Origin of the sequence: Actinomyces minihominis (assembly GCF_900187855.1) — a bacterium.
Classification (GTDB): domain Bacteria; phylum Actinomycetota; class Actinomycetes; order Actinomycetales; family Actinomycetaceae; genus Scrofimicrobium; species Scrofimicrobium minihominis.
In genome coordinates this window covers 1-18832 of the sequence record NZ_FYEG01000005.1, presented here as the reverse complement: position 1 = coordinate 18832, position 18832 = coordinate 1, and the positions used below count along the sequence as shown (strand labels likewise).

At 58.6% G+C, this 18832-nt stretch carries 19 protein-coding genes and 1 tRNA gene; 10 read left to right on the top strand and 10 right to left on the bottom strand.

What is annotated here, in order from left to right; all coding sequences use genetic code 11:
* Positions 1-269 precede the first annotated feature (269 nt).
* Entirely contained in the window at positions 270-782 is a 513-nt protein-coding gene (locus CS903_RS06180) for a hypothetical protein (RefSeq protein ID WP_099332688.1), read from the top strand.
* Positions 783-1384: 602 nt separating this feature from the next.
* Positions 1385-1888 carry a PTS sugar transporter subunit IIA gene (locus tag CS903_RS09720; RefSeq protein WP_370737655.1) on the top strand — a complete coding sequence of 168 codons (504 nt, stop codon included), beginning with the start codon at positions 1385-1387 and terminating at the stop codon, positions 1886-1888.
* A 69-nt stretch (positions 1889-1957) separates the two neighbouring features.
* Here CS903_RS09720 and CS903_RS06170 read toward each other — a convergent pair whose 3' ends face one another.
* The 5 genes from CS903_RS06170 to CS903_RS06155 all read right to left on the bottom strand — a co-directional run bounded on the left by CS903_RS06170 (position 1958) and on the right by CS903_RS06155 (position 5974).
* Positions 1958-2881, bottom strand: coding sequence for a LacI family DNA-binding transcriptional regulator (locus CS903_RS06170; RefSeq protein ID WP_242491778.1), 924 nt, complete (start codon positions 2879-2881; stop codon positions 1958-1960).
* 15 nt (positions 2882-2896) lie between these two features.
* The gene (locus CS903_RS09715) at positions 2897-2950 is read right to left on the bottom strand and encodes a LacI family DNA-binding transcriptional regulator (protein WP_242491783.1); all 54 of its coding nucleotides are present in this window, start codon (positions 2948-2950) and stop codon (positions 2897-2899) included.
* A 186-nt stretch (positions 2951-3136) separates the two neighbouring features.
* Positions 3137-4477 (bottom strand): APC family permease, encoded by a 1341-nt coding sequence (locus CS903_RS06165; RefSeq protein WP_164996698.1) that lies wholly within the window; start codon positions 4475-4477, stop codon positions 3137-3139.
* A 141-nt stretch (positions 4478-4618) separates the two neighbouring features.
* Positions 4619-5623: a linear amide C-N hydrolase gene (locus CS903_RS06160; protein WP_099332685.1), complete on the bottom strand. Its 1005-nt coding sequence runs from the start codon at positions 5621-5623 to the stop codon at positions 4619-4621.
* A 274-nt stretch (positions 5624-5897) separates the two neighbouring features.
* A tRNA-Lys gene (locus tag CS903_RS06155) sits at positions 5898-5974 on the bottom strand.
* 169 nt (positions 5975-6143) lie between these two features.
* Between CS903_RS06155 and CS903_RS06150 the strand changes: the two genes are divergently transcribed.
* Positions 6144-6752 carry a vitamin K epoxide reductase family protein gene (locus tag CS903_RS06150; protein ID WP_099332684.1) on the top strand — a complete coding sequence of 203 codons (609 nt, stop codon included), beginning with the start codon at positions 6144-6146 and terminating at the stop codon, positions 6750-6752.
* Between the two features lie 78 nt (positions 6753-6830).
* Here CS903_RS06150 and CS903_RS06145 read toward each other — a convergent pair whose 3' ends face one another.
* Positions 6831-7277 carry an HIT family protein gene (locus CS903_RS06145; protein WP_099332683.1) on the bottom strand — a complete coding sequence of 149 codons (447 nt, stop codon included), beginning with the start codon at positions 7275-7277 and terminating at the stop codon, positions 6831-6833.
* 95 nt (positions 7278-7372) lie between these two features.
* Here CS903_RS06145 and leuS point away from each other — a divergent pair, with 95 nt between their 5' ends.
* Together leuS and CS903_RS06135 are read left to right on the top strand one after the other, a co-directional pair.
* Positions 7373-10285 carry a leucine--tRNA ligase gene (gene leuS / locus CS903_RS06140; RefSeq protein ID WP_099332682.1) on the top strand — a complete coding sequence of 971 codons (2913 nt, stop codon included), beginning with the start codon at positions 7373-7375 and terminating at the stop codon, positions 10283-10285.
* Between the two features lie 36 nt (positions 10286-10321).
* On the top strand, positions 10322-11419 hold the full coding sequence (locus tag CS903_RS06135) for an Fpg/Nei family DNA glycosylase (protein ID WP_242491777.1): 1098 nt from the start codon (positions 10322-10324) through the stop codon (positions 11417-11419).
* Between the two features lie 3 nt (positions 11420-11422).
* On the opposite strand, the gene CS903_RS06130 is transcribed toward CS903_RS06135, so the two are convergent.
* The 4 genes from CS903_RS06130 to CS903_RS06115 form a co-directional block, all read right to left on the bottom strand.
* The gene (locus CS903_RS06130; RefSeq protein ID WP_099332680.1) at positions 11423-11920 is read right to left on the bottom strand and encodes a GNAT family N-acetyltransferase; all 498 of its coding nucleotides are present in this window, start codon (positions 11918-11920) and stop codon (positions 11423-11425) included.
* 73 nt (positions 11921-11993) lie between these two features.
* On the bottom strand, positions 11994-12548 hold the full coding sequence (cysE, locus tag CS903_RS06125) for a serine O-acetyltransferase (RefSeq protein WP_099332679.1): 555 nt from the start codon (positions 12546-12548) through the stop codon (positions 11994-11996).
* A 42-nt stretch (positions 12549-12590) separates the two neighbouring features.
* Entirely contained in the window at positions 12591-13523 is a 933-nt protein-coding gene (gene cysK, locus CS903_RS06120) for a cysteine synthase A (RefSeq protein WP_099332678.1), read from the bottom strand.
* Positions 13524-13625: 102 nt separating this feature from the next.
* Positions 13626-14258 (bottom strand): IMPACT family protein, encoded by a 633-nt coding sequence (locus CS903_RS06115; protein WP_099332677.1) that lies wholly within the window; start codon positions 14256-14258, stop codon positions 13626-13628.
* 196 nt (positions 14259-14454) lie between these two features.
* Between CS903_RS06115 and rpmF the strand changes: the two genes are divergently transcribed.
* The 5 genes from rpmF to CS903_RS06095 all read left to right on the top strand — a co-directional run bounded on the left by rpmF (position 14455) and on the right by CS903_RS06095 (position 18706).
* On the top strand, positions 14455-14631 hold the full coding sequence (gene rpmF, locus CS903_RS06110) for a 50S ribosomal protein L32 (RefSeq protein ID WP_099332676.1): 177 nt from the start codon (positions 14455-14457) through the stop codon (positions 14629-14631).
* Positions 14632-14704: 73 nt separating this feature from the next.
* Positions 14705-15247: an HdeD family acid-resistance protein gene (locus CS903_RS06105; protein WP_099332675.1), complete on the top strand. Its 543-nt coding sequence runs from the start codon at positions 14705-14707 to the stop codon at positions 15245-15247.
* Between the two features lie 152 nt (positions 15248-15399).
* Positions 15400-15522, top strand: coding sequence for a hypothetical protein (locus CS903_RS09605; protein ID WP_277984875.1), 123 nt, complete (start codon positions 15400-15402; stop codon positions 15520-15522).
* Positions 15519-17912 carry a CLIPPER-2 domain-containing protein gene (locus CS903_RS06100; protein ID WP_164996697.1) on the top strand — a complete coding sequence of 798 codons (2394 nt, stop codon included), beginning with the start codon at positions 15519-15521 and terminating at the stop codon, positions 17910-17912. The genes CS903_RS09605 and CS903_RS06100 overlap by 4 nt, the downstream gene beginning before the upstream one ends.
* 107 nt (positions 17913-18019) lie before the next feature.
* Positions 18020-18706 (top strand): DUF5701 family protein, encoded by a 687-nt coding sequence (locus CS903_RS06095; RefSeq protein WP_099332673.1) that lies wholly within the window; start codon positions 18020-18022, stop codon positions 18704-18706.
* Positions 18707-18832: the final 126 nt, after the last annotated feature.

Here is an 18832-nt window from a genome sequence, read left to right as displayed (position 1 = left end):
GCATCGACTGTTAGCGCACTGCTGCTAGCACAACGCTTAACTGGGCATATGCGTTCACACCGGAAGTGTACGGTAACGCTCCAGTAGGCAACTGGTCCAGATTTGGGGCGAATATCGATTCGGGATCCTACTTCTGCAGCTAATGGACGACGAGTAGTGAGCTATTGGAAGCTTTCAGTAGGCGCCGCAGTGGCAGTATTCGCGCTGCTGGCCGGGGGTGTGCCTCAACCACGACGTCGGTGAGTAACTCCTACGAGGAGCCTGTGTGGATGGCGACTGCTCGTCAGCAGGTTGAGGAGAGCCGTTTGGCGATGCTCTCCTGCTTGGAAACTCAAGGTGTGGCGGCCCCGGATGCTCTCTCTAGCCAGGTGCGTGCTGCGATTACAAGTACGGGAATGGTTGGGGTCAGTACACCCACTGACAGTGAAGGTAAGACTGATCCGGCGCAGGCGGCTTTGGCTGAGGCCGCCTCGGAGTACTGCAGTGGGCAAGTTACTGAACCGGGTCTTTTGACTGGAGCGGTCAATGAAGAGATGTACCAGCGCGTTTTGGATACTCGGGCCTGTCTGATCGACCAGGGGTATGAAATTCCGGAAGCTCCTTCGGCTCAAGTGTGGATTGATTCGGTCACGGGCGCGTCGGCTTACAGCCCTTATGTGGTGTTTTCCGATCGGTCTTCCGCGTATTACGTCGAGGTCTCGTGGGAGGAGCTCTCTCGACTCAATAGTGTCTGCCCTCAGGGCGGGGGAATGGTCATCGAAGCGGTTGCCCCCGCTCTGTAGCCCAGAGGATAGTGATGCAGCACGAACCACTCTCTAGCGGAGCCCACGGTTCAAGGGGAGTTGACGAAACCATCCCTTCGCGACGTCGCAGTGTGTGGTCTGCTCTGACCTGGGTGGCCTTCCTGTTGGGAGGCGTTGGCCTCGGGGTCCTGTTTGGTTGGTGGGCTTTTGCTCCTCCGGCAATCGAAAGTGTGGAGGAGGCTCCCGCTTCAGTCACCGTGGAGATAATCGAGGTCGGCCTGACAGTACCGCTTCCGGTAACAGCCGCATGGGACACCACACCGCTGGGTGTCAACGGCGCAGAAGGTACTCTCACGTCGCTGAATGTGAGCACCGGCGACCTGGTTAATGCCGGTGATGTCCTGTACACGGTTGACCTGCGTCCCGTGACAGTTGCCAACGGGAATGTTCCGTCTTTCCGTGACCTCAGCCAGGACATGACGGGCGAGGACGTGCGGGAGGTTTCCAAAGACGACGCCAAGTCGGAGGCCGCCCAGAACCAGAATGCCTTATCCCGCTTCATCAAGATGATCGCGGACATCTTCGTGCCGATGCTCCCCGCCCTGGTTGCTGGCGGCTTGATGATGTCGCTGAATAACGTGATGACGGCGCAGGGGCTGTTCGGCCCCCGCGATGATGTCCCACTGGCTTCACCTCTACGGGGAATCGTCGTTGCACTGGAGAACACGCCAGACGCCGGCTTTGCCTCCGGCGCCGTGGGGGCCGGCGCAGCAATCTACCCGACCGAGAACCTGGTGCGCTCCCCCGGCAGCGGCAAAGTAGTAATGAACTTCCCAACCGGCCACGCGGTGGGCCTGAGACTGGACAGCGGGCTGGAGGTGCTAATCCACATAGGAATAGACACCGTCCAGATGAATAGGACAGGCTTCGAGGTCCATGTACGCAAGGGAGATTCTGTCGACCTTGGCACTCCCCTCGTCTCCTTCAACCGAGACGCCATAGAAGCGGCCGGGTATTCCCCCATAACCCCGGTCCTAGTAACCAACCGTCGGCGGTTCTCCGCCGTAGACTTGGTTGCGGGCGGACCGATTGATTTCGGAGATGAGCTACTTGTCGTTGAGCCGAAAAAACCGGCGGCCGACTGACAGGTGATGACGCCGGGGGTGGGACTCAAAGGACACGGAGGCCCACCCCCGGTCTCAATTCTCGGGCCGTTACAGGCTCCACACGGACGGCGGCGTCTGCCGCGCTGCGTTGGCTCCTCCAGTGGAGCGGCTTTCCAGAACCGACACCGGGAGTACCAGGGATTCGCGCGGGGGGATGTCCCCTCCGCCCTCGCCAATACGCGCCAGGAGAACCTCTACCGCCGTCGCAGCGATCTGAGAAATAGGCTGAAGAACCGTGGAGAGCCAAGGTGCGGCTATCCGGATTGCGCTGGTCCCGTCGAATCCGACGATCTTCAGATCTTCGGGCACGCGCAGTCCAGCGCCACTGGCCCAGTCGGCTACCGAACAGGCCGTAAGATCATCTGTCGCGAACACACCGTCCGCCTTATCTCGGAGCCGGTCGAGGGCGGCTGACAGCAACTCCGTGTGACGGGGTTCCGGCGTCCCAAACTCCACGCAGGCCACCAGGGGCTCAACTCCGGCCTGCGCGACCGCGCGACGGTAGCCTTCCTCCCTCAGATTCGCTGGCCCCAGGCTGGACGTGATCAAAGCCGGGCGCGTGCTGCCCGCGTCAAGGAGCAGCTGCGTGGCCAGCCGACCACCCTCCAGGTTGTCTGCTCGAACATTCGGGATCTGGTCCGCTACCTGCCGATCCACCATGACGATGGGCAGCCGGGTCGTCTCATACTCTTCGATTGAGTCGTTGTGGGCGCCCACGATCAAACCGTCGACGCGCCGTCCCTCCAGTTGGTGGAGGTAGTCGATCTCCTTGTCACGCCGGCCCTGACTGTTGCAAATGAGCGCCCGGTAGCCGCGGGCTGCCAGGGCGTTCTCCAAAGCGGCACTGATCTCACCGAAGAAAGGGTGGGCGGTCGTGGGAACGATAATCCCGACCACGCGAGTCGCCTTGCCCAGCAGCGAGCGCGCAACCTCATTGGGCCGGTAGTTCAACTGCTCGATGGCCTCTGCCACCGCGTCCTTGGTTGCCTAACTCAAGTAGCCGCGGTTATTCAGGACGCGGGAGACCGTAGTCGGAGACACCCCCGCAAGGGCCGCGACGTCCCCCAGGTTTGACTCTCGACTCCCCTTCACCGACTATCCCCCTTGAACCAGTGGTCACGCTCCCAAGCCAGATACTACCGCTGGCCGCATGCCCAACCCACCTCAGGTACGCGGGTGCCCCGCGGCCCAGTGAAGGCTCCACGGGGCACCCGGCGATTCTCTTGCCTAATTCGGGTTGTTGCTGCGCGCCGATGCCACGCGAAGCAGGGGTGTGCTCATGTTGGACACATGATTCGTGATGTCCTGAACGTCACGGGGGTCAGAGTTGGCGCGCCTGGCCCAAATCAGGAAACCGACCGCCACCATAGCCACGCCGATGACTACCTGCCACCACTCGCCGAGTGAAGGGATCTGCAAAGAGGCCGCAGCAACGGCCAGGACCGGGATGACGCCGCCACCAAACAGCTTCATTCCCGGTGTCTTCCAACCTTGGAAGCCCATCTTCGCAGCCGTGATGTCAACGATCACCAGCGCAATGATGCCGGAAACGTTGGTGAACACGACGATCATCTTCATGCCGCCCGAGCCAGAGAGGTGAGCGGCCACCATCAGCACCAAAATGATCGCTCCCGACAAGGTCACGGCCGAGATTGGGTTTCCCTTCTTCGACAGACGCCCCAACTTGGAGGGAATGTCGCCGTTTTGCGCCATGCGGACGATCAGGTCAGAGGAACCCAGAAGGTTCGCGTTGGCGCCCGACAGGGTCGAGACCAAAGCCGCTATGCCAACCAGGACCGCTCCCCAGTGCCCCATGAGCTTCTCCGCCGCCAAAGTCAGACCGTGTTCTTCGAACCCCGATTCCGAGGACGTTCCAGACACGACCAGCGCCACAGCCACGCCGATGTAGATGACCGCAACGATCACCAACGACAACACGATGGCCAGCGGCACCTTCTTCTGTGCGTTCTTCACCGAGCCCGACATGTTGGTGATCACGTTGAAGCCCGAGTAGGCGGTGAACAGGATTGCCGTAGCTGCTAAGACAGAGCCCATACCGTCCGGCGTCCAGTGGTCGAAGAACGTGGGCTTGAACGCCTTCAGACCAAACACGATGAGGATCAAAAGTACGGTGAGCTTGAATCCCACCATCACCGTCTCCGCCTTACCTACCAGGCCCGCGGGCCCGTAGTTCAAGAGGATAAGGGCGAGGGCGGCGATGATCGCGACGATTATTGCGTGCGACTTCGGGACGAACACCAGGAAATAGCTGCCAAAGGACATCAGCACGTACGCAACGCCAGTGACCCCCATGATGTAGAAGGCCCACATGGTCACGAACCGCCACACCGGCGATAAAACGGTGCCGATTGGCGCGTAGCCGGTCTCCCCTGGCTTAGCCCGGGACGCCACCGCCGCGAACGACAGCGCAGAAAGGGTCATGACGATCCCCGCCGCTATGTACGCGATGATGGCCCCGGCTCCAGCGTCCTTCACGACCATGCCAGACAGTGCGAACACGCCGCCACCGACCATGGTTCCGACCGCGAAGGCGATCAGAGAAATCATCCCGATAGAGTGGTCCGAGCTCTTGCCTTTCGGAGCACCCGCCGACGTTGCGTTGCCGCCTGGCGGCGTTCCCGGGCTTTGAGTTCCCATATTAAGTTCTCCCCTGAAGAAGTTGAGCGGTCACGTATGAAGCGGGCGCCTCTACGCGGGGTTCACGGTCGGGTGGGTTTCCACCGGTTCCGAGAACTTAAAGAGCTCCGCGTCCACCAGGGCGTCCACCTGGTCCCCGATCCGGTCTGACATCTCGATCATGTCGAGGCACTTGACGGGCGCCCCCGGAGTGAAGTCTAGATCCAAGAGGTCTAGCCAAATCAAGTACGGGGTGTACATGGACTCGAAGTAGTAGCGCAGGTTCGTGTGATCCAAGGTTGCGCGCCAAATGGTCGGAGCGATCATCGGCTGATCCTCAGAAGCTGCCCCGAACGGCTGGGCTGCGTTGCGCAGCACAGACAGGATTTCGGCGACTGCCATGTCGGTTGTAACCGGGGTGGTGAGGTGGTTGCGGTAGTAGGTGGCCCGGGCGAACCGCGCCTCGGACTGCGTGGTCCCAGGCAGCTCCTGGGTGCCACCGAAAGGCTTGTAGAGCTTCAAGGAGGCGAGCTGCTCATCGAAGGTCGGCTTATTGGTCATGACCGTGTATTCCTTGCCGTGGTGGATCGTCATCTTTCCACCAATCGACTCAAAGATCGCCACGTCGCCCGTCGCATCACTGATCTGCAAGTGGACGACAGCTTCACGGCCCGCCAGGTCCGCCGCGATGATCTGGTAAGGCTCCTTCTCATACGCCTCCACGGCTTCCGCGACGGTGGCGTAGTTATCCAGGTAGTACTGGGCCCACAGGCTGACGGAAAGGCCGTAGATGTCAGGATCGCGGTCCCCGTACTCAGTCGGCGTCAGCCAAAGCAGGTGAGCGCCGAGCCCCTTCTCATTCATCCCGTCGGCACTTCCAAGGTCGTAAACGGAGGCGATGACACTTCCGTACTTGGACGTCCACGTCAGCGGCTTCGGATCGCCGGCCCCTGCGCCGTCGACCTCACGCCCCGCGGGTACCACCCACAGTTTGGTGTCCATTTTTTCAAACCAGTCCATGTTCCTGGAGGAAACAACTGCCTGGCCGTTATCAGCCCATACAACTACGGTGCACATTCGTGATCCCCTTTCTTAAGTCGAGTGCGGGGCCACCCCCGCCTAGGCACGCTCTGCGAACAGCGCGTTTTACAACGCTTCTGCGCAGGTCGGTCGAGTTGCACAACGCGCTTCAGCCACCGGACGGGGGCCGCTCTTTGGATGCTAACACCGCAGCCACGCCCTCGCCTGTTGGATTCGGGTCTGCCGCTAGCTTTCGGCTGAACCTGCGGGTCCTGTGGTTCGGATAACGAGGAAGCCGCACCATCTCAACGGATAGTGCGGCTTCTCGGTTTGGTACGCCATCAGGGACTCGAACCCTGGACCCACAGATTAAGAGTCTGTTGCTCTAGCCAACTGAGCTAATGGCGCTTGTTTCTAGGGCTGCGAACAACCCTCGTAACGAATAGAAACTCTAGTAGGAGTATCCCGCCCGGGGCAAATCTGAATGGGTCTCTCCCACTGTGAGCCTGCTCCTATCAACCGAGCCTGCATATACACTCTGCGTTACAGCTAGCCAACAGAAAGCTCAGGGGGAAACATGGCCGCCAGCTCATCTCGCGCCTCAAGGTGGACAAGTCCAGGTCTGGGCCTCGCGCTACTCGCCTTTGCGATACTTGGACTGCTCTCCTCAGGGATGCTTATTCAGTCGGAGCTGCAGATCCTTCAGGACCCTGAAGCCAGCCTGATCTGTGATGTGAACCCGTTGATCGGTTGCTCGTCGTCACTGCTTTCTCCCGAAGCGCACATCCTCGGCTTACCCAATGCCGCGGTGGGACTTATGGCATTCGGAGCCCTCGCTGCCCTCGCCGTAGTCCTACTGTTTCGAGGTTCTCTTCCGACGGTCGTGTGGTGGGGAATGGTTGCGGGCGCTGTCGCCGGGCTAGCATTCGTCGTCTTCTTTGTCTACGCCTCGGTGTCTACGTTCCAGGCTCTCTGCCCCTACTGCATGGTTATGTGGGTGGCAACCCTCGGTCTGCTCCCACTGGTCCTCGGAGGAGCATTGGCGTCTGGCGCCCTTGGTGAAGGTTCGGAAGAGAGAGGGCGAACGGTTCTGCGCTACTCCTGGCTGATCATTCTGGTTCTCTACCTGGTCGTCGTCCTCACCATCGTTCTCACGATGTCCGACAAGATCGCCCAGCTGTTCTAAGTCTCCAGATTGAAGAGGGCGACGATCACGGATCACTCCGGCGTCGCCCTCATTCATTTACTGGTCTCAGCTTAGGAGTCAGAACGTCCTCGGGGACTCCATGACAAGTGGCAGGTGAGCCGTGTGTCCCTGGTTGCGAAGAACTTCACGTAGAGCATGACCGGCCTCATCTAGCGCTACTGCGTCCTCGGCTCGAGCATTACTTAGCGAAGCTGCGGCTTCCGACCGGGCCGGGATGACGTGGATGTGAGCATGGGGTACCTCAAATCCAGCAATAATCACAGCGGAACGTGGAACATCAAAGGCCTGTTCCTGCGCCTTGCCAAGAATCTGAGCGACTCGCATCAGATGGTCGAGGTCGGCCGGTTCTAGGTCCGTCCACTTATCAACTGGACTCCGTGGAATGACTAGGACGTGGCCCGTGGTAACGGGCTCGATGGTCATGATGGCAACACATATGTCATCGGACCAGACAAATCGCCCTGGAATCTTGCCGCCCATTATCAGTTCAAAAACAGTACTCATGGGTACATTCTCTCTCATTGTCCCCATGAGAAACGGAGATGTCGGGGCCCTGCGCTAACCTTGGAACTGGCAACATTTCAGGAGGAAAGTAAACGATGTCTGATAGCGCGCGCACCACATCTGCACTGGATACTCCCCCCTTCCGTTACGACGCGAAGATGGCGGAACAAATTGAGCAGAAGTGGCAGGAAATCTGGGCCCGTGACGGTGTCTTCAACGCTGATAACCCGACGGGTGATCTAGCGGGTCCACGCGCTGAGCTTCAGCCCTGGTTCATTATGGACATGTTCCCCTACCCCTCGGGCTCGGGCCTGCATGTTGGCCATCCCCTAGGCTATATCGCCACGGATATTCTGGCGCGCTACCAGCGAATGAACCAGAAGAACGTCCTTTATACCCTGGGCTTTGACGCATTCGGTCTGCCGGCTGAGCAGTATGCGATTGAGACCGGGCAGCACCCCCGCGTCACAACTGAGCACGCGATGGAGATCTTTGCGCGGCAGCTGGGTCGCCTGGGCCTGTCGCATGACCAGCGCCGCGGTCTCGCCACCATTGATGATGACTATGTGAAGTGGACACAGTGGATCTTCCTCAAGATCTACAACTCCTGGTTTGACCCTGATATGCCTAACGAAGAGGGATCGAAGGGTAAGGCACGCCCAATCGCCGATTTGGTGGCTCAGTTTGAGTCCGGAAAGCGCCTCACCACAGATGGTCGCTCCTGGGCTGATCTTGACGAGGGCGAACGAAGTGACGTTCTCTCGGAGTACCGCCTGGCCTACCTGTCTGAGTCTCCGGTGAACTGGTGCCCCGGGCTGGGAACTGTTCTCGCGAATGAAGAGGTGACCTCCGAGGGGCTTTCAGAGCGCGGTGGGTTCCCTGTGTTCACACGAAACCTGCGCCAGTGGAACATGCGGATCACGGCTTACTCTGATCGGCTTGCAGAAGCACTGTCAGATATTGACTGGCCTGAGAAGGTCCGCCTGATGCAGCGTCACTGGATCGGTAAGTCGCAGGGTGCCAAGGTGAACTTCACAGTGCCTGACCACGGGAAGCTAGAGGTGTTCACGACCCGTCCTGACACCCTGTTTGGCGCCACCTTCATGGTTGTTTCGCCGGAGCACCCGCTGCTAGAAACCGACGCTGTACCAGCCGAGTGGCCTGCGGGTGCTCGCGAAGCTTGGACTGGTGGTTTCGCTTCGCCTACGGAGGCCGTTGCGGAGTACCGCGCACAGGCTGCCGCTAAGACCGATGCTGAACGCCAGGCTGAGGCCGGTGGCAAGAGCGGCGTGTTCACAGGCATCTATGCCGTCAACCCGGTGAATGAGACCCTCGTTCCGGTCTTCGTTGCTGACTACGTCCTGATGGGCTACGGCACGGGGGCCATCATGGCGGTTCCAGCACACGATGACCGCGACTACGCCTTCGCTAAGGCGTTTGATATTGACATCATCCAGACGATTGACCCCACCGGAGTTGAGGGCGTTGAGGTCCCTGAGGGCTTCAGCATCGATGAGTCCGCCTGGACTGGGGACGGCGTCATTATCAACTCCGAGCACGATGGTTTCTCGATCAACGGGCTGGGTAAGGACGCAGCCATTGCCAAAGTGATCGACTGGCTAGCCGCCCGTGAGATCGGTGAGCCCACTACGACCTTCCGTCTACGTGACTGGCTCTTTTCTCGCCAGCGCTACTGGGGCGAACCGTTCCCGGTTGTCTACGACGAGGACGGTCGAGCACATGATCTTCCTGAATCCATGCTGCCTGTAACTCTTCCTCACCTGGATGACTTCTCCCCCAAGACCTACGCCGCAGATGATGCAGAATCCTCACCTGAAACCCCACTGACACGTGCTGAAGACTGGCTGAATGTTGAGCTGGACTTGGGTGACGGCCTGAAAACCTACCGCCGCGATACCAACACGATGCCTAACTGGGCCGGTTCCTGCTACTACGAGCTGCGTTACGTGGATCCCCACGATTCTGAGCACCTCATTGAGCGCACCAATGATACCTACTGGATGGGCCCCCGCGAGGGGAAGCCGCAGGGGGGCGTCGACCTTTACGTAGGCGGCGTTGAGCACGCGGTGCTGCACCTGCTGTACGCACGTTTCTGGCAGAAGGTTCTCTTTGACCTGGGGTACGTCGAAGCATCTGAACCTTTCCACCGACTCTTCAACCAGGGATACATTCTGGCCTACGCCTTCAAGGACTCCCGCGGTGTCTATGTTCCAGCCGAAGAGGTAGAGGGCGATGAGAAAACCGGCTTCACCTACAGGGGCGAACCGGTTGAACGCGAGTACGGCAAGATGGGCAAGTCGCTGAAGAACTCCGTCACCCCGGATGAGATGTGTGACCGCTACGGCGCCGACGCCTTCCGTCTCTTCGAGATGTCAATGGCTCCGCTAGACCTGTCGCGCCCGTGGGACACCCGGGCTGTTTCAGGTTCCCTCAGATTCCTGCAGCGTCTGTGGCGCAATGCGATTGACGAGCAAACCGGAGAGCTGACTGTGACTGAGCAGCCGGCTGATGAGCAGACGCGCAGGCTTTTGGCCCGTACCGTCACCGAGGTCACCGAAGAGTTCGAGCACATGCGCATCAACACGGCTATCGCCCGCATGATCGTCCTCAACAACCACCTCACCGGGCTACCTGCCGTCCCCAGGGAGGTCATTGAACCCCTGGTTCTGATGGTTGCCCCAGTTGCCCCACACGTTGCCGAAGAACTCTGGCAGAAGCTGGGCCACGACTCCTCGCTCGCACTGCTGGATTTCCCAGTCGTCGAGGACAAGTCGCTGCTGGTGGAAGATACCGTGACGTGCATCGTTCAAGTCAACGGCAAGCTTCGTGCCAAAGCTGAGGTTCCTGCCGATATCTCAGCAGAAGACCTTGAGGCCCTGGCACGTGAGCTCTCACCCGTCAAGCGAACCCTGGGGGACCAAGAACCAATGCGGATCATCGTGCGGGCTCCCAAGCTCGTCAACTTCGTCACCCCCCAGAAGAAGTAGCGGTCTTTCATGCCGGAAGGTCACTCGCTGAGGCGATTGGCACTCGCATTTAGCGAGTGGTTTGTCGGAAGTACCTGTGAGACCTCCTCCCCGCAGGGGAGGTTCTCACAGGGGGCAGCTCGCCTCAACGGAATGACGCTGGTCGGCTCCGAGTCCGTGGGTAAGCATCTCTTCCTTGAGTTTGAGGATCAGCGAACTACGTCAGCCACTGAAAGTCTCGCAACTGAAGGCGCATGGCTGACAGGAACTCAGCTCTGGTTGCACGTACATCTCGGCCTCTATGGTTCGTGGCGGTTCTACGGCAGCCCGGGTATGAGGGTGACACCTTCAATCGGGGCCCCTCGTCTACCAGATCCAGGTTCGAACTCAACTAATGGCTTTAGGGTCACCTCACTGAACGGAGAGGTACCCGCACTCTACGGGGATGGGGCCCTCCTCCCTGATCTTGGCGACACCGGCGGGGATGCCTTCCAAGTTGTGACAGCGGAAGCATCCGAGGCCCGGGGCGTTGAGCAGACCGAAGCCGACAAAGACGACTACTTCCCGGAGGATGACACATGGACGCCTCCTCCTCCGCGCGGGGCAGTGCGACTACGCATTGTCACAGATAGGGTTGCAGCTGATCTAACCGGGCCGACCAGATGTGAAGTTCTTGATGCTGCCGGTGTCGAAGCTGTGTTGGATCGTCTCGGGCCAGATCCCTTGGATCACACCACAGATCCCGTGAAGCTTCGCAACGAGTTCCTACGCCGTGTCCGCAACAGCCGCCGTCCTATCGGTGAGCTGGTCATGGATCAGTCAGTAGCTGCCGGAGTCGGGAACATCTACCGGGCAGAGGCTCTGTTTCGGCAGGGAATCTCTCCGTTCCGTCGCGGGAACAACATCTCTGAAGCTCGTTTGAAGCGCCTCTGGGATGACTTCGTCGTCCTCTTACAAGACGGGGTCACAGACGGGCGGATTCGCACGGTTCTTCCTGAACTAGTAAGTGATGAGGTCGAAGTCGATGACCTCGAAGCCAAAAAGTGGTTCGTTTACAAGCGCGCCGATCAGCAGTGCCAAGTCTGCGGTGCACCCGTCAAGACAAAGGTGATGCAGGGACGCAATCTATTCTGGTGTTCTTCCTGCCAGAAGTAGGAACTACCCTCCGAGCTCGGAGAAGCCCAGGCTGCGGTAAAGCTGCAGTGCCTCGGGTGATCTACGTAAGTCAAGCTGCAGGGCGAGGTCGTCGTACCCCCACTCCCCGACCCGCGAGGCGAGCTCACTAATAAGTGTGCTGGCAATGCCTTGGCGACGGCACCTTGGATCAACCATCAGATCAATGACAAATGGGCCTCGGGGGACACCATCAATGGGTGAGTCGAGAACCCCGAAGACGGCCCCCACAAGTTCACCATCGAGCCAAGCCCCAATGAAGGAGTCATCTCGAGGTGTCCCAAAGGCCCCGTCAAAGTACATCCGCATCTCATCAGTTGCTTCCCACAGACTCTCCGCAGTCTGCGGATTACCGTAAGCACTAACCGAGAGTGCAGCCAAAGCAGGAATGTCGTAAAACGTCAGAGTTGCAGTTTCCAACCCTTCTCGGCGCAAGCCATCCTGAATCTCTTGCCGAACCGCTTGAAGTGTGAGTTCGCTCATGATCCCAGCTTAACGGAACCCTTCGAATATCTGGCTGCTTCAAAGGTCCCAGTTCGGCAACTGCCGAGGGATTTCAGTGAACCTTGTGGCGGCGCTTTTCCTCAAGCAAGCGGGCGGGAACTCCGACGGCTACCTTGCCCTTAGGCACATCACGTACGACAACCGCATTCGCCCCAACCTTGGCGTCATCACCTATCGACACGGGCCCTATGATCTTTGCACCCGCCCCAAGAACGACCCTGTCTCCTACAGTTGGATGACGTTTCCCCGGTTCGTTGGATGTTCCTCCCAGTGTGACCTGGTGGAAGATGAGGACGTCCTCGCCCACCACCGCGGTTTCACCAATGACGACTCCCTCGGCATGGTCCAGAAACAGCCTGCGGCCCAGTATTGCAGCCGGGTGGATGTCCACCCCTGTAAAGAACCTGGTCGAGTTCTGGATCAGACGCGCCGGAAACTTCAGGCCTCTACCCCATACCGCGTGGGCCAATCGGTGGCCCCAGATCGCGTGCAATCCGGGGTAGGTGAGCACCACCTCCAAGGGGCTGGCAGCCGCAGGATCTCGATCCATCGCTGCCTGAACGTCCTCGCGAACAAGGCCGAGGGCCTTCTGAAAGAAACCACGCATCTGATTCTGCCTATGCCTTCTGAGAATGTCCGGAGCCTTCAATCACACCATGTACTCTTCGTAGAGCTTGGTGCTCAGGTAGCGCTCTCCACCATCAGGAAGGATCACGACGATGGTCTTTCCCTTGTTTTCCGGGCGGGCCGCTACCTGCTTGGCAGCGACCAGCGCCGCACCGGAAGAGATTCCCACAAGAAGTCCCTCCTCAGCAGCAACTTCGCGGCTGACCTGAAGCGAGTCTTCGCCCTCCACGTCAATCACCTCGGAGATCACCGACTGATCAAGGATTGACGGGATGAAGTTGGCGCCGATTCCCTGAATGACGTGGGGGCCGGCCGTTCCTTTTGTCAGCAGTGGTGAGTCAACCGGTTCCACGGCGATAATCTCGACCTCCGGCTTCCGTTCACGAAGAACCTTCCCGACCCCGGTAATGGTACCGCCCGTTCCGATCCCGCCAATGACGATGTCGACGTCACCGTCAGTGTCATTCCAAATCTCTTCCGCTGTTGTCTGCATGTGTGCTTCAACGTTGGCAATGTTTTCGAACTGGCGGGCGAGGACGGATCCCGGGTGACTTGCCACGTACTCTTCTGCCGCTGCGACGGCACCCTTCATTCCAAGGCTCGGTTCAGTGAGGATGAGCTCCGCACCGTAAGCGCGGACAATCGCCCGGCGCTCTTTACTCATCGAAGACGGCATCGCCAGAACGACTTTGTACCCCTTGGCTGCACCGACCATCGCGAGGGCGATGCCCGTGTTACCCGAGGTGCCTTCAACGATAGTTCCACCGGGCCTAAGCTGCCCTGACGCTTCGGCGGCCTCCACAATCTGCCGTCCAATGCGGTCTTTCACAGACCCACCCGGGTTGAAGTACTCGACTTTGGCGAGGACGGTGACATCCTCGGGAACTGTCCGCCCAAGCTGGACCAGCGGAGTGTTTCCTACGGTTGCGGCGATCGACGGGTAGATCTTGGCCATGGGGAACCCCTGTCTCATTACGAAAGTGATGGATCACGTAAATCATATGTCCCTGAGCCACTTCCACCAACAAAGTGCTCGTCGATTGAAGACGATTTGGTCTTAGAGCGGAACTTCGACCCTGCGATCAGGGCCGCGCCTAGCCTGGGCTGCTCCCCTCGTTAAAGAAGATATAAGCGGTTCGACCTCGTCTACTTCATCCGGGGGAACCGTGAAGCAAACTTCGGCGTAGTTGGTCCAGGTCGTCCCCTCGATGGTCCAGTTGCGCCTGCGTATTTCGGATTCCACCCGACCGGCAACATCGGGCTCTAGGAGCACTAGGTAAGAGGGGAGGTCTTCAATCCGGGCGAGGCGAGCAGCTGCAACTGCATCTTGGGTTGCCCCTGAGTAGGCGCGAACGAGGCCACCGGTTCCCAGGAGGGTTCCCCCAAAGTAGCGAGTCACAACAGCCACGACGTTGACGAGGTCGCGCCCGAGAAGTACCTCAAGCATGGGAGCCCCTGCTGTCCCCGCTGGCTCTCCGTCATCGGAAAAGTGAGTTTGTGGGGTGGCGCCTTCGGACTCGAGGACGTAAGCGGAGCAATGGTGGCGCGCGTCAGGGTACCTGCATTTCACCTCTCCGATGACATCTCGGGCTTCAGCGACTGAGTACACGGGCTGGAGGTAACCAAGAAAACGGGATTTCTTGATCTCAGATTCCACTTCGGACCGGGTTCCCGCAACTAAGGTCAGCATTGGGCTATCATTACACGGCTCGGGACTAACTTCACACTGGAGCTTCCCCGAGGAACTGGCGGTTTGACGCGAATCCGTGGCAGACTTGAGCAGTTCAATATGGACGTTTTACGACGTCAGCTCCTCAAGAATGGCAGCACAATTGCTTTCTAAGTAGGGGCAAAGACCACTAGGATCCGGAAGGAGCGACAGAGCCATGGCAGTACCCAAGCGCAAGATGTCGCGATCGAATACCCGCACCCGTCGTTCGGCTTGGAAGGCCAAGCTGACTGAGCTGCAGACGATTAAGGTCGGTGGTCGCGAGGTCCGCGTCCCCCGTCGTCTGGCCAAGGCATACCAGAAGGGCCTTCTGGATGTTGAGGATCTGGGCTAAGTAAACACTTTCCTGATCTACTGTGGTTTCCGCATCGATCTCTTGACAGTTACCAAATGAAAGATTTTGACTAATGAGTGAAACTCTTATTGAGAGAACTCGCAATAAGCTAAGAGTGGCGATGGGCGTCTTCGGCCTCATCACCCTTGCCGCAGGTATTGCGATTCTGCTTTGGCCGATGAAGACAGCCATGATCGTTACCGGCATTTTTGCCGTGTACGTGATCGTTGCCGGAATCGTTTATGTCGGAGCCAGCTTCTTCAGCCGCGGCATGGCATTCGGTTCCCGGTTCTGGAGACTGATCGTCGGAGCACTTTTCGTTGCTTCTGGCATCATTGCTCTGACTAGCCTGCAGGCTACCTCCGCGTTCTTCTTCGTCTTCATGGCGATCATGATTGGCGTGACTTGGATCTATGAGGGCTTTGTGGCTTTCGCCTCCTTGGGATCGTCCGCATCCAAGGGATGGACGGTCTTCTACGCCATCATCTCGATCCTCGCTGGACTGATGGTTATCTTTTCACCCGTCTACTCCACATTCGCGCTCTGGTGGATTCTCGGTATCGCGGGTGTCATCTACGGCATCGTAGAGATCATCAACACCTTTACTAGACGCTAACGCACTCCCTGAAAGAGGGATAGCGCAACTACTCCGGGTACGCCCTGGGAAATCGTTTGGTTTCCCAGGGCGTACTTTTTGCTTTCAATCCCGGTATCCCCTTAGCCGGGAGTTCGGTGCAGTCCACAGGGACCCGGCCGAAGCATTTTGGCTTGCCTGTCTCCCCCCTATTTTGGTTCCGCGACATGAACCGCCGCATTGGCGGATATGACCAAGATCAGGAAGACAAGGAATGGTTCGAACCAAACAACACCTACGACCTCTCGGTAGGTTGACTACTACAATCGCACTGCTGGCACTCATGATCGGCAGCGGAAGCGCCCTGGCCCTCCCACAATCTCAATCGGACGCCGGTCCACCACGAAGTAGCACCAGTGAAGAGGGGGTCATCTACAGCGAACCTGGTCATGCCGATGTTCGGATAGACATCGACCCGGAGACGGGCGAAGAAGTAGTCACCCGGTCCGGAGTGACCCACTGGCGTGAGGTTGACCAGGCTCCCATTCCGATGCTCGCTGCGGTCTCCCCTGTTCAAGAAGTCCTATCGGCTTCGATCAGTCCGGCCTCGGGAACGGTTGGAACAACAGCCAGCCCTAGGATCCGCGTTGACTTAGCTCTTCCACCCACTGCGCGGTCTGGAGACGTCTACCCCATCACTTTGAACGCACCCTGGTTCTTCACTTCGACTAGAGCAACCGAGATCAAGGATGCCAATGGCATCGTCTTTGCTGTGGCGCAGCCGACCGAGACGGTGCAGCAGGGCAAAACCTCCCGCTGGGGCATCGATATCATCCTCACTGACGCTGTGGATACCCACGCTGAAATCAGGGGCTTCCTTGAACTTTCACTCACTAGCGCACAACGACGCACCTCCTTCACGGGTCCGATCATCGCGACCAGTGGAGCGACTGAATTAACTAGGACCACCGGCAACTGGGTCGTCCCCGCCATCGGGATGCAGATAGAGTCAGCCACGGCCAATGGTGGGTTCGGGGATGGCAAACCCACCGTCACCCCTGTCATTCGTGTTGCCTTCAATCGGATTCCCACTACGGGATGGAAGGTAACGATCAGCAACCTGGCTCCTGGGCTCACCGCCTCCTGCTTAGGCCGTGTCCAAGTCCAGCTGGCCGATGAGAATGGATGGATCTACAACATGGCTGGGAACACGGATGGCAACCCCTGCACTGCTACTTCTCAAACCTTTACTGTTACCCGTGAGCTCGCGCAAAGCCTCGGCGCAAGTGGGTCGACCCCGGTCAACCTCAGGACGACCATGTACGGCGCCCTACCAAACACTTCATACTCCCTTCGACTAACTTCAAACGTTGCGATTAGCGGGCAGACTGTCTGGAACCTCCGAGCCACAACGGGTCAGGGAGACTTGAGCGAGGCCGATCACCTAGCTCTAACCACGACCAAGACAGCAACCAGCTCCCTCCCGTCAGGGCAGACAAAGCCTTCTCTCGGCGACGTCATCACCTACACGATCACGACCTCACCCGGTCCCAAAAATGGCCGCTCGATATCGAATGTGGTGACTACGGATAGCTTGCCCAAAGGTCTGAAGTTCATATCTGCAACCAATGGTGGTGTTTTCAACCCGTCAGACCAAACTATTACCTGGGGACCTAGACTCCTCACTTCAACCGGTAACTTCACTGACACTGTCAAAGCAGAGGTAGTGGAGGTTCCAGCGGTTCCTTCCGTCACGAACATCGTCACCAACAGGGCCGATGGGGTCTGCGGTGAGAGTGACGCACAGTCAGTGTGCAAGGCCCAGGTTACGTCCGAACTGGGTCGACCTTCGTTCGCGTTTACAAAGTCCTCTGAGGTCCAGGACACCAATGAGAACGGTTGGCTTGGCGATGAGGGCGATAAGATCATCTACTCATTTTCGGTGAAGAACACCGGAGAGACCGTTCTTAGCAGCGCCAAGCTCACTGACCTCAAGTTGGGACTCAAGGACCTGGAGTGTCTGAAAGGACCACTATCCCCGGGGAAGAGCACCACCTGCCCGGGAACTTTTACCCACACCATAGATAAGGCGGACATCGGCGCGGGCCAAGTAACGAACACTGCAACAGTTTGTGTTGATCCAAAACTCGGCCTTACCTGCGAAACAGACTCAACCACCACTCCGACTGTGCGACCTGCATTCACATTCTCCAAGTCAGTGGAGAGCATTAGAGATGCCAGCGGCAAACTCGTCACCGGTGGGAAGGCATCAAGGGGTGACAAAATCACCTATGCATTTTCAGCAACCAATACCGGAAATGTGGACCTGAGACAGGTGTACATCTCCGATGCCCTACTCGGAGTCTCCGGGGTCGGCTGCCTCGCCGAAGGAACTGTTCTGAAGCCCGGATCTACGGCAAAATGTCTCAGCAACCCCAAGTACACCTATACGGTGCTAGCCAAGGATGTTAGCAACGGAGAGGTCTACAACACCGCTACCGGCTCTGTTCCGGGCCTCCCTGATGAAAAGGGTGAGACGAAGACCCCCGTCCTTCCGGATCCCGTGCTGCCCGCGCTCCCCAACACCGGCGCCTCCGGAAGTTTGCTCCTTCTTGCAGGAGGAGGTGGGTTGATAGCCACCGGGCTCACCGCCCTGATTCTGCAGTACCGGTACGCTAGCCGTCATCTTGGTCGCCACCGCTCCTAGATAGGGCCGATTCATTCAAGGGCTGCCCCTCCGCTCCCCAGCAGAGCCGGAGGGGCAGTTATCTTTGAACCCTGGGCACCAGACGCCACCCGTGGAAAAATAGACCCATGACTACGCGGCCAGATCTTGCGATACCCTCTCTGATTGACCAGGCGCAGCGCCTAGTTTCACTGGGTGTGCCCAACATACTCGGACAGCATGACTCAACGGTGCAGGCAGCTGCTGAAGCACTCACACCCTCCGCACCCTCTGGCTCTCTTCTTGTGCCCGGAGGGCCGATTAAGGCGTACGACAAACTCATGCGCCTTGTCGTCCTCAACAGTAAACCCGGGTTCATCGTCGAGGATCTCATCGACCTCACAGACTTCCGTTCCTATGACGGCATGCAAGCCCTCACCCTCCCGGACCAAACCTGGTACCTCCTGGTTGATCCTCAACGTGGTGATGAGTTCGAGAATGCCACACCTGCCGAGGCTCTCTTTGAGATTCAAGGGAGGAACCGGGTGGCAATCACCGCTACTGAGGGGATTATGTGGGCACTGCAGTGTCCTCCCACTGCCGCAGGTCCCGGCGTGCTTGAACGCAATCACTGCTTCATGACAATCGCCACCCGTAAACCCAAAGAGAAGCCGAAGGGGTCCTTCGACTCAAGGACACCTGCCCTGTGGATCAGTAACGGTACAGGCAGGGATGGCGTGGAAAAGCGAAATGCAGCCAAATTAGGCTGGTGCTGGTGGAACAACCGCCACACCTGGTTGGGGATCGCCCACGCCCAGGAGCGGCTCGCAACCTAGGGATAAAGGCCAGAACGTGGTGTTTATGATCGGGGTTGGTGGCGTGGTGGCGCGTGTTAGTGGCTGTTATTAACTCCCACAGAGTTAATAAGGGGTGGGTCGTTGACAAGGAGGACTCCTTGTGGG

Excerpts from the sequence above, each read along its gene's own strand:
- CS903_RS06180 (WP_099332688.1), top strand. The coding sequence starts at position 270 with ATGGCGACTGCTCGTCAGCAGGTTGAGGAGAGCCGTTTGGCGATGCTC.
- CS903_RS06165 (WP_164996698.1), bottom strand. The coding sequence starts at position 4,477 with ATGATTTCTCTGATCGCCTTCGCGGTCGGAACCATGGTCGGTGGCGGC.
- cysK (WP_099332678.1), bottom strand. The coding sequence starts at position 13,523 with ATGGCCAAGATCTACCCGTCGATCGCCGCAACCGTAGGAAACACTCCG.
- CS903_RS09720 (WP_370737655.1), top strand. The coding sequence starts at position 1,385 with ATGACGGCGCAGGGGCTGTTCGGCCCCCGCGATGATGTCCCACTGGCT.
- rpmF (WP_099332676.1), top strand. The coding sequence starts at position 14,455 with ATGGCAGTACCCAAGCGCAAGATGTCGCGATCGAATACCCGCACCCGT.
- CS903_RS06105 (WP_099332675.1), top strand. The coding sequence starts at position 14,705 with ATGAGTGAAACTCTTATTGAGAGAACTCGCAATAAGCTAAGAGTGGCG.
- CS903_RS06130 (WP_099332680.1), bottom strand. The coding sequence starts at position 11,920 with ATGAGCGAACTCACACTTCAAGCGGTTCGGCAAGAGATTCAGGATGGC.
- cysE (WP_099332679.1), bottom strand. The coding sequence starts at position 12,548 with ATGCGTGGTTTCTTTCAGAAGGCCCTCGGCCTTGTTCGCGAGGACGTT.
- CS903_RS06145 (WP_099332683.1), bottom strand. The coding sequence starts at position 7,277 with ATGAGTACTGTTTTTGAACTGATAATGGGCGGCAAGATTCCAGGGCGA.
- CS903_RS06160 (WP_099332685.1), bottom strand. The coding sequence starts at position 5,623 with ATGTGCACCGTAGTTGTATGGGCTGATAACGGCCAGGCAGTTGTTTCC.
- CS903_RS06115 (WP_099332677.1), bottom strand. The coding sequence starts at position 14,258 with ATGCTGACCTTAGTTGCGGGAACCCGGTCCGAAGTGGAATCTGAGATC.
- CS903_RS06095 (WP_099332673.1), top strand. The coding sequence starts at position 18,020 with ATGACTACGCGGCCAGATCTTGCGATACCCTCTCTGATTGACCAGGCG.
- leuS (WP_099332682.1), top strand. The coding sequence starts at position 7,373 with ATGTCTGATAGCGCGCGCACCACATCTGCACTGGATACTCCCCCCTTC.
- CS903_RS06150 (WP_099332684.1), top strand. The coding sequence starts at position 6,144 with ATGGCCGCCAGCTCATCTCGCGCCTCAAGGTGGACAAGTCCAGGTCTG.